8 protein-coding genes are annotated in these 10,681 nt (G+C 27.9%); 7 read left to right on the forward strand and 1 reads right to left on the reverse strand.

Annotated elements, in window-relative coordinates:
• Nucleotides 1-168: 168 nt before the first annotated feature.
• On the reverse strand, nucleotides 169-2,052 hold the full coding sequence (gene abc-f, locus ABWP20_RS17480; RefSeq protein ID WP_353097582.1) for a ribosomal protection-like ABC-F family protein: 1,884 nt from the start codon (nucleotides 2,050-2,052) through the stop codon (nucleotides 169-171).
• Nucleotides 2,053-2,359: 307 nt separating this feature from the next.
• Between abc-f and ABWP20_RS17485 the strand changes: the two genes are divergently transcribed.
• From ABWP20_RS17485 to ABWP20_RS17515, 7 genes are all read left to right on the forward strand, one after another.
• The gene (locus ABWP20_RS17485) at nucleotides 2,360-3,139 is read left to right on the forward strand and encodes an ABC transporter ATP-binding protein (RefSeq protein WP_353097583.1); all 780 of its coding nucleotides are present in this window, start codon (nucleotides 2,360-2,362) and stop codon (nucleotides 3,137-3,139) included.
• Nucleotides 3,140-4,795 carry a hypothetical protein gene (locus tag ABWP20_RS17490; protein ID WP_353097584.1) on the forward strand — a complete coding sequence of 552 codons (1,656 nt, stop codon included), beginning with the start codon at nucleotides 3,140-3,142 and terminating at the stop codon, nucleotides 4,793-4,795.
• Nucleotides 4,796-4,835: 40 nt separating this feature from the next.
• Nucleotides 4,836-5,696, forward strand: coding sequence for an AAA family ATPase (locus ABWP20_RS17495; RefSeq protein ID WP_353097586.1), 861 nt, complete (start codon nucleotides 4,836-4,838; stop codon nucleotides 5,694-5,696).
• Between the two features lie 44 nt (nucleotides 5,697-5,740).
• Nucleotides 5,741-6,352 carry a GNAT family N-acetyltransferase gene (locus ABWP20_RS17500; protein ID WP_353097587.1) on the forward strand — a complete coding sequence of 204 codons (612 nt, stop codon included), beginning with the start codon at nucleotides 5,741-5,743 and terminating at the stop codon, nucleotides 6,350-6,352.
• A gap of 287 nt (nucleotides 6,353-6,639) precedes the next feature.
• Nucleotides 6,640-7,902, forward strand: a complete 1,263-nt coding sequence (locus ABWP20_RS17505) for an RNA-guided endonuclease InsQ/TnpB family protein (RefSeq protein ID WP_353097588.1) — start codon at nucleotides 6,640-6,642, stop codon at nucleotides 7,900-7,902.
• 249 nt (nucleotides 7,903-8,151) lie between these two features.
• The gene (locus tag ABWP20_RS17510) at nucleotides 8,152-8,796 is read left to right on the forward strand and encodes a transglycosylase domain-containing protein (RefSeq protein WP_353097589.1); all 645 of its coding nucleotides are present in this window, start codon (nucleotides 8,152-8,154) and stop codon (nucleotides 8,794-8,796) included.
• A 244-nt stretch (nucleotides 8,797-9,040) separates the two neighbouring features.
• Complete coding sequence (locus ABWP20_RS17515) at nucleotides 9,041-10,624, forward strand: diguanylate cyclase (RefSeq protein WP_353097590.1); 1,584 nt, start codon at nucleotides 9,041-9,043, stop codon at nucleotides 10,622-10,624.
• The last annotated feature ends 57 nt before the right edge of the window (nucleotides 10,625-10,681 follow it).

The following is a 10,681-nucleotide window of genomic DNA, read 5'->3' on the forward strand; positions in this document are numbered from 1 at the left end:
TCATAAATCGTCTTTGTGTTCAAATGTAAAATCTTTGTTGCAAACTATATATATAGAATTAAAGGCAAATTAAAAGGATTAAGTCCAATATAGAACTCAATCCTTATTAGTAGTTTAATATGTTTAGCCTTTGAGGGCGTTTTGAATTTCTAATTTATAATTGAAGAATTAAGAATTAAGATTTTCCCATAATTCATAAGAATCTTCAAGCTGTTTTTCAAGCGATTCTTTTTCAACAAAAAGATCATATAATTTATCAGCATTATCACTGTTTGATGCCATTTCTTCGTTAATGGTTTTTAATCTGTTTTCGAATTGGTCAATTTCATTTTCAACTTGATTGATTTTAAAAGTATTTTTGTATTTCCTAGGTTGTTTGGCAGGAACTGCTTTAGTTGGCTTCAGTTCCTTTGGAATAGGATTTTTAGCTATTTCATTTTTCTTTACATCTAAATATTCATCATATGTTATAGGATATAGTTTTATCCCAGATTTATTTAGTATCATTATCTTTGTAGCTACTTTTTGTACAAAATATCTATCATGTGATACAAAGAGAATTGTTCCGCTAAAATTAGAAAGTGTTTCTTCTAAAACTTCCCTAGAATCAATATCTAAATGGTTAGTAGGTTCGTCTAAAATCATAAAATTAATCTTATCGAATATTAGAGAACATAATTTAAGCCGAGATTTTTCACCGCCAGAAAGAGATTTTATCTTTTTATATACATCATCCCTAATGAATAACATTTTTGCCAGTTCAGACCTTGCATCATAATGATTAATATTATGTTTTGCTGCAAAGTAATCCAGGATTGTCATATCTTCATCTTCAAAAACTACATTCTGTGGTAAATAGCCTAATTTAATGTTTGAGCCTATGGTAACATCTCCACTATCTGGCTCAAGTTTTCCTAATATAATTTTTAGAAGAGTTGTTTTTCCACAGCCATTTTCTCCCATTATACATAATCTATCTTGATAAAATAAAGTAAAAGAGATGTCTGAAAATAATTTTTTATTAGCAAAAGCCTTACTTAAATTTTTTGTATTAAGAACGATTTTTCCTGAGCGCTGTACATTCTCAGCAGATAATCTAATCTTTGAGTTGTCTAATGCTGGCTTATCTAATACTTCTACTTTTTCTAACCTTTTTTCAAGTTCTTTGGCTCGCTTATACATTTTTTCACTATCTCTCATGGCTCCCCAAATTCTATATCTTTCAATTTGCTCTTCCATCTTTTCGATTTTTCGCTGATTATTCATATAAGCATTGTATTCAAGTTCAAACCGTTTTTCTTTTTCTATTACATAATAACTATAGTTTCCATCATATATTTTTGTACATGTAGGTTCTAATTCTATAATTCGATTTGCAACTTTATCAAGGAAACTCCTATCATGTGAAACCATAAGAACTGTACCATTGTAATCTAAGAGAAAATCTTCCAGCCATTCAATAGATTTTATATCTAAATGGTTAGTAGGTTCATCTAATAATAGTATGTCAGGATTTTCTAATAATAGTTTTGCTAAAAGAATCCTTGTTTTTTCTCCACCACTTAAACTTTCAAAGTTTTTCTCTCTAAAACTTTCTGGAATTAATAGACCATTACATATTTTATTTATATTAGTCTCTACATCATATCCGCCACAGCGTTCAAATTCTTCCATGGCTAAGCCATAATTTTTCATTTCAATTTCTAATGCATCACCAGATAAACTCTTCAAGCGTTCCTCAAAGGCTTTTAACTCTAGCTTGAGATTAAATATGTTTTCAAATGGAATTTTAAGGATTTCTATGACAGTAGTATCCTTAGAACATTTAAATATCTGGTCTAAATATCCAACTCTATTGCCTTTTTTAAAACTAATATTTCCTCCATGATAATCCTCAATACCTATTAGAACTTTCATTAAAGTAGTTTTTCCGCATCCGTTTTGCCCAATTAACCCAACCCGTTCATTACTATGTAATTCAAAGGATATATTCTCAAAAATTTTATTTGCTCCATAATATTTAATTAAATTATTTACACTGCATTCAATCATGGTGCCACCTCACTTTAACTAAATTATATTTGAACAAATGACCATAGTCAAGAATACAAGAAAAGTAGAATAGTAAATTATAAAATCTTCATTAAATTATATAGTTACCTATTATTGATATTGATAGTCTAAAGAAGCATAGTATTGTAGAATTTTTAATTATAGAATTATATTAGTTTGTTGAATAACCATTTTTTCATTAGTATAATTACATATTTAAAATATTAGATGTATTTTTAATAAACATATAAGAAACAGATCTATTATGGTATACTGTAATTAATATTTTGCCAAGGGGGATGGGAATATGGAGCCAATAATAAAAATAAGGGATTTAAGGAAAAGTTATGGAACAAAAGAAGTATTAAGAGGAGTTAATTTAGATATATATAACGGGGAAATCATAGGGTATATAGGTCCTAACGGTGCTGGAAAAAGTACTACAGTTAAAATCATGTTAGGCTTAGTTGGAGAATATTCTGGAGAAATAAAAATATTTGAGCGAGATATAAGAGATGGGGATGTTGAATATAAAAAGAAAATTGGATATGTGCCAGAAACAGCTGAGATTTATGAAAACCTTACGGCAAGGGAGTATCTTACTTTTATTGGAGAGCTTTATGGAATGGAATACGAAGAAGCAAATAAAAAAGCTGAGAAATTAATGGAATTATTCGGGATTAAAGATGTTTACGATGCAAGACTTAGCTCATATTCAAAGGGAATGAAACAAAAAGCACTTATAATATCGGCATTAATCAATGATCCTGATATTTTATTTTTGGATGAACCTTTATCTGGAATGGATGCGAATAGTGTAATGGTATTTAAGGAAGTATTAGCAGAACTGGCTAGAAGAGGAAAGACCATATTTTATTCTTCTCATATTATGGATGTTGTTGAAAAGATCAGTAGTAGGATAATACTTATAAATAATGGAGAGATAGTAGCAGATGGGAGTTTCAGTGATTTAAAAAGCAGTTCTATGGATGGTTCCTTAGAAGAGATTTTTAATCAATTAACAGGATTTAGTGAGCATGAGAAAATAGCTAAGGATATAGTATCTACTATACTAGGAGTGATGTAGATGAAGGATTTTAAGATATTAAGATTCTTAGATATATTTAAAGGTCTATTTGAAAAGATGGGCATAGACTATCTGACCATGAGAAGGATACTTAATGTGAAGCTAATATTAGATAGCAGAAGAGCATCTACTGTAATAAACAATAGAAATAAGAAAAAAGAAGGGGCAGCTGATGATAAAAATAATTTTTTAAAGTCTTTAGGTGTATACATATTTATGGGGCTATTTTTAATTGCTTTTGTAGTAATGGGAGAAAATTATTTATTTCAGATGAGTTTTACATTTGGGCTTATTATGTTTTTATTGATGATTTCCTTAATGGCTGATTTTAGCTCTGTGTTACTTGATGTAAAGGATAAAGAAATATTGTTTTCTAAGCCAGTAGATAATAAGACATTGAATATGGCTAAGATAATTCATATATTTATATATATTATGGCTATTACATTTGCAATTTCAGGACCTTCCCTTGTTGTATCTATAATAAGGCATGGAAGAACATTTTTTTCTATATATTTAGTAGAAGTCATTTTAATCACATTATTTGTAATTATAATTACAGCGCTTATTTATCTTCTAGTTCTTAGATTTTACAGCGGCGAAAAGTTAAAGGATATAATTAATTACGTTCAAATAGGATTAACTATAGTTATGTCTATAGGATATCAATTAATAGGTAGAGTTTTTGATTTGATGGATATAGAAGGTATAGGTTTTAAGCCTAGTATGTGGAAATGCTTTTTTCCGCCAATATGGTTTTCTGCACCCTTTGAATTGATTTTAAATAATAATAGAGAAACATATATTATTGCTTATTCAATACTTGCAGTAGCAGTTCCTATATTATCAATTATAATCTATATTAAACTGATACCAGTATTTGAAAGAAATTTACAAAAGTTAAACAGTGCTGAAGGACAGACTAAGGATAGGAATAAACTTATTATTTTTATATCAAAAATATTTTGTAAAAGTAAGGATGAAAGAACTTTTTATAGATTTGCATCAAATATGTTAAAAAACGAAAGAACATTTAAGTTGAAGGTTTATCCAAGTATAGGAATGGCAATTATATTTCCTTTTTTTATTATAATTACTTTAGGGAGAAAGGAGCTTTTTAATATAGCTAATACAAAGAGTTATTTATCTATTTATATGGTATTTGCTATGATTCCTACTGTAATAGCATCCTTAGGATATTCTGGCAATTATAAAGGTTCATGGATATATGAGACTATACCTGTTAAAGATAAATCTACTATTTACAAAGGAACAGTTAAAGCAGCTATTTTAAATTTATTTATGCCAGTATATTTTCTAGTTAGCTTAGTATTTTTAATTATTTATAAGATGCAAATAATTGACCAAATTACAGTAATAGGAATAAATATACTGCTTTTTACAATTATTGTATTTAATATTTTTCATAAGAACTTACCATTTTCTAAATCCTTTGAGACAGGAGAGAAACCAGAAGGCGGAGGGGAGGGGATTTTTTCTTTGATTATAATGGGCTTATTTGTACTAGGGCATTTTATATTGACTAAAATTCCTTATGGTACATATATCTACATTCCTATTGGATTAGTCATAGGTAAAATTGCATGGAAGAAATGTATTGTTTATAGTAATATACAAGATACTTCTATAGACTAGTTATGTGGCTACGGTTTATTCAATAGAGAGGAAGATAGCAATGGTTTATTTAGATACTTTTACATTTCCAAATGAAGATATGGAATTTGATTTTTTACTAGAAGTAAAAAGAACATGTTATGATTCTTTCTATCCATTTAAGATATTATCCAAAAATGGTTTTGAGAGAGTGGATTTTGAGCCGATTACGATTTTATATGGAGGGAATGGCTCGGGAAAATCTACGGCATTAAATGTAATAGCAGAAAAATTAGGAATTAATCGTGATTCTATATATAATAAGTCTAATTTTTATACAGACTATGTCAGTATGTGTACAATGGAACTTAGAACTGAAGTTTCTGAGAATAGTAGGATTATTACAAGTGACGATGTATTTGATTATATGCTTAATATACGTAATCTTAATGAAGGAATTGATCAAAACGGGGAAAAACTTTTTGAAGAATATTTGGATTCCAAGTATTCTAATTTTCAGATGAAGTCCATAGCGGACTACGAGCAACTTAAAAAAGTAAATTTTGCTAGAAGTAAAACTCAGTCACGTTTTGTGAGAAATGAATTAATGGATAATGTGCGAGAATATTCAAATGGTGAAAGTGCGTTTCTGTATTTCACAGAAAAAATTGAGGAAGATGGGCTTTATTTATTAGATGAGCCTGAGAACAGTCTTTCCCCAAAACGTCAGATAGAATTAATGAAATTTATTGAGGACTCTGCACGATTTTTTAATTGTCAATTTATTATATCAACACACTCTCCATTTATTCTTGCCATGTATGGAGCAAAAATATATAATCTTGATGAGAAACCAGTCAAGGTGAAAAGATGGACGGAATTAGAAAATGTACGCATATATTATGAATTTTTCAAAAGATATGAAGGTCAATTTATGGTATAGGTTATAATCGTTTCATCTTAACTAATAAGAAGGGAATGAGAATCATGTCTAAAAGTAAAGCTATGAACTATGAAGGGGTAGCTTTAGAAAATTCCTTTACAATAGAGTGTAAAGATATAATGTTGAGAGAGTTTAGATTAGAAGATTTAGATGAATTATATGCACTTACATTGCAGCCTGAAATAACGGATTACCTGCCTGATTGGAAGTCTACAAAAGAACAGCGTAAAGAATGGCTAAGAGACTTTCATATAAAAAGCAATAAAGAGTTTTTAGAAGCTGTCCCTAATATTCAGGACCAATTATTATTTTTAGGGATTATATTAAAGGAGACAAATGAGTTTATTGGGTGGTGCTGTACAGGTTTAAAAGATGAATTACTATCACCTAATAGAGAAATAGCTTATGCTATTTCAAAGGATTATAGAGGTAAGGGGTATACTACTCAGGCAGCGCAAGGATTAATAGAATATTTATTTGAGGATACTAATATTGAGTTGTTAAATGCAATAGCCTTAACTTATAATATACCTTCTAATAAAGTAATCCAAAAATGTGGTTTTAACTATATAGGAAGTGCTGAAATTGAAGATGAAGAATTTTACCACTATAAACTAAGTAAAAAGGAATGGGAAAATAAGGGTAAAGAATATTAAAAATTTAGTGTTACTCCATTAAAATATAGAGAATTTTCTTTGATATGTAACGCAGAATAAACGTAAAATTTAATAATGATTTTTTGAGCCATAGGAGTATTCCTGTGGCTTTGTCATAGTTATAAGTTTTAGATAACTATCTATCAAAACAATGGAAGAGGACACTCATCTTCTATAAGTGGTTGGTGAATCCCATTTAATATATTTTTCTTATCAAGAACGCTTTTTTTGTAAATTAGGGTTTGGTATAATTTAACTATATCATATAAAGGAAGAAGGTGAAACAGATGACTGATATTCATGATAAAAAGCCATTGTATGGCATGCAAAAACAACAACTTAAACATTTAAAAGCTAAAGAATATAAAGCTTTAAGAGAACTATGCTTTTTATCAAAAAATATATATAACGTAGCCCTATATAATATCCGGCAACATTACTTTTCCAACAAAACATTTCTAAGCTATAATGACAACTATCACCTATTGAAAACCAATGAAAACTATAAACTTATGAACAATAATTCGGCACAACAGATTATTAAGGTTGTAGACAGAAGCTTTAAATCTTTTTTTTCACTTATTGAAAAGGCTAAGAATGGCGAATATAGTTTTAAAGATATTAAGTTACCTAAATATCTTAAAAAGGATGGATATTTTAACTTAATATTTGCAGAATTTAATATATCAAAAGGATTCTTTCAATTACCTATGTCAATTAAATTTAGAAAATTATATGGAAAAATAATAATTAAAGTACCAAGAAATCTTAAGGGCAAAATAGTTAAAGAAATAAGAATAATACCTAAAAATAATGCAAGGTTCTTTGAAATTCAGTATATATATGAGTATGCTGAGCCAAAGGAAGATTTAAATAAAGAAAATGCACTTAGCATTGATTTAGGAGTAGATAATTTAGCTACATGTACAACTAATACAGGAAATGCCTTTATTATAGATGGTAAAAAGTTAAAATCAATTAATAGATGGGCTAACAAGGAAAATTCAAGGTTACAAGGAATTAAAGACAAACAGAAAATTAAAGGGAATACAAAGAAACAAGAAAGACTATGGAATAAAAGAAATAATAGAGTAAATGACTATTTAAATAAATCAGCTAAATATATTATTGATTACTGTAAAGATAATAATATAGGTACAATTATTATAGGCTACAACAAAGATATACAAAGAAATAGTAACTTAGGTAAAGCAAATAATCAAAACTTTGTAAATATACCCTTAGGAAATTTAAAAGATAAAATAACCTATCTTAGTAAAAGAATAGAAATAAACTTAATAGAACAAGAAGAAAGTTATACATCTAGAGCAAGTTTTCTTGATGAAGACTATATACCAAATTATAAAGAAGGTAAAACCTATAAATTTAGTGGATATAGAATAAGTAGAGGAAAATATCAATCAGCTGATAGTATTATATTAAATGCTGATATAAATGGATCTTTAAACATAATGCGTAAAGCTAATATAGTTAATATAAACCTAATAAACAAAGAATACTTAAATCCAAAGAGGATTAAAATATCTTAAATGTAAACCGAGGTAAATATTACTACGGTGTAGAGCGACTTGGACACGCTAAAAGGAATAAGGCTTCCCCAATAGGGGTTAAAAGATAATAGCAAACTTCCTTATAAAAAAGAATCCCCCACTTCAAACTTTATTAGAAAGTTAAGTGGCGGGAGGGTTCAATCTTACAAAACTGTTAGGATAATGTAAGGCAAATTTATGACTTATATATTATAATTAAATTGTAGAATATAAAGGAGGCCAGTAGGAATGAAAAACAAAATAATTAAATTTATTATATGTGTTCTTTTAACTGGAATTTTTGGACTGGCTGTGTTTACAGCTCCTACAATTATTACTGGATATAAGATGTATAAGTCTGCCATAAATGATGTGAGCCTTGAAGATGCAATTAATGAAGTTAGAGAAAATGAAAATTATATAACACTTGATAAGATATCGGATAAGTATTTGCAACTTGTTGTGAAATCAGAAGATAAGCGGTTTTATCATCATTTAGGTGTTGACTTTATTTCAATAGGAAGAGCTATGTATAATAATGTAAAGGCTCATTCATTGGTGCAAGGGGGAAGCACAATAACCCAGCAACTTGCTAAGAATTTATATTTTTCTTTTGACAAAAAATATGAACGTAAGATTGCAGAAACTTTTGTAGCTATTAATATTGAAAATATGTTAAGCAAAGATGAAATATTAGAACTATACTGTAATATTGTTTACTTTGGAGAAGGGTGCTATGGGATAAAAGAAGCCGCTAACTATTATTACAATGTAGACCCTATGAAACTCTCCCATGAACAGGCAAGTGCTTTAGTATATACATTAAAAAGCCCTAATTATTATAATCCTAATGTTTATAAACCTATGGGAGAATATAAATCTTTATTATATTAACTTATTGTTTTTTAAAGGCATTATATTAAAATGATTATTGTATATGAGATGTAAAATAAATACTCCTTTCTGATAAAAAATAAAGTTTGATTTGAGTCAGAAAGGAGTATTTATATTTATAATATATATAGTTTTATTTTAAGATTCAATTAATTTTGCATAAGAGGTTTCAAGGACTATATTAATTATGATAAAATAAAATCATAGATAAGAGCGTAGTTTACAACCTGGAAGGATGGTTTAATTGAAAAAAAGGACATATGAACTAATGGATAAAATTCATGGATTAGAGAGAATAAGAAAACTATATCTTTTTTTGCTGATTTTTTCTATAGTTTCAATATTATTTATTATGAGTTATTCTTATAGATATACTTTTAAAGATTTAAAAGCATCATATACAAGGTTTATTAAGGAAAGTATTATAGAAATAAAAAAAGATTTCCTTAAGGATTCCGTCAATAATATTATAAATAGTATTGAGCAAACTCAAATTGAAATAATAGAAACTAATAAAAGACGTGTAAATAGAGTTGATAAAGTTATATCAGAATATCATCAATTAAAACAAAATGATTTTCTAGAAACAACTATTGATTATTTTGAGACAGGGAGCACAAAAGAAGCATGTAATATATTAATATTGTCCAAATATACAGATGAAATTTTATATCAAAATAATATAGCCTATATAGGTGATGTAGAGGGAATTTACTCCTATATTGATGATTTGAAAAAAGATTCTATAACATATAAGGAAGATGATTATGGAGAATATCATATTTTCTATGGAGTTACAAAAGATTATATAAAACAGGCTACAATAGAATCTATAAAAAAACGAATACATACTGATAGCTTTGAAAATGATGCCTATATTTGGATAAATCAGATTGTAAACTATAATGGTGGAGATGACTATGCTATTAGGCTTATTCATCCAAACCTAAAATATACAGAAGGTATGTATTTATCTACTAATATACAAGATAATAAAGGGAATTTCCCTTACTTAACAGAGCTTAATGGAATTAAAGAAAATGGAGAAATATATTTTACTTATTTTTTTAAAAAGAAAACACGCGATGAAGTTGTTGAAAAATTAACTTATGCAAAGTTATATAAGAAATACGATTGGGTTGTTGCAATGGGTGTCTATTTTGATGATATTCAGCCATACATAGATGAAATATCTAATGATGGTGATAAAGCCCTTTCTAAGGTGACTAGATTAATAGGAGGTTTATCACTTGGACTTGTCATTATAGGAATTTCAATAGTATTGATTTTAGAACATTGGTATTATAAAAATTCTAATAAAGAGTTGAGAGAAGAATTAAATATAGATGAACTGACAAAAGCTTTCAATAGGCGTGCTGCAACAAAAAGATTGCAAGAAATATTCTATTTATTTAAAAGGTATAATAATGTTTATGCTATTATTATATTTGATATAGATGATTTCAAAAAAATCAATGACTCTTATGGACATGATATGGGAGATAGAGTTTTGAGAAATATTGTGGAGATAATAAATAAATCTACGAGAAAAACAGATTTTCTTTATAGATGGGGAGGAGAAGAGTTTCTCCTTATTTGTGAAGGATTAAAAGAAGAACATTTAGACTCATTTACAGATAAGATTTTAAGGGATATAGAAAGTTTTGAGTATGGATATCAAGGTGAAAAATATCATGTAACTATTTCAATAGGTGCTTCCTATTTTAATGAAGGTGATGATAGCTTTTTATCTGCATTTAAAAGAGCTGACATGGCGTTATATAAATCTAAAAAGTCAGGGAAAAATAGAGCCACACTTGATATATAATATAATTTAGAGATGAGCATAATTAAATAATTTTAAAGTTAAAAATCATTAGATATA

It is taken from the genome of Tissierella praeacuta, from assembly GCF_040396155.1.
GTDB lineage: Bacteria > Bacillota > Clostridia > Tissierellales > Tissierellaceae > Tissierella > Tissierella praeacuta_A.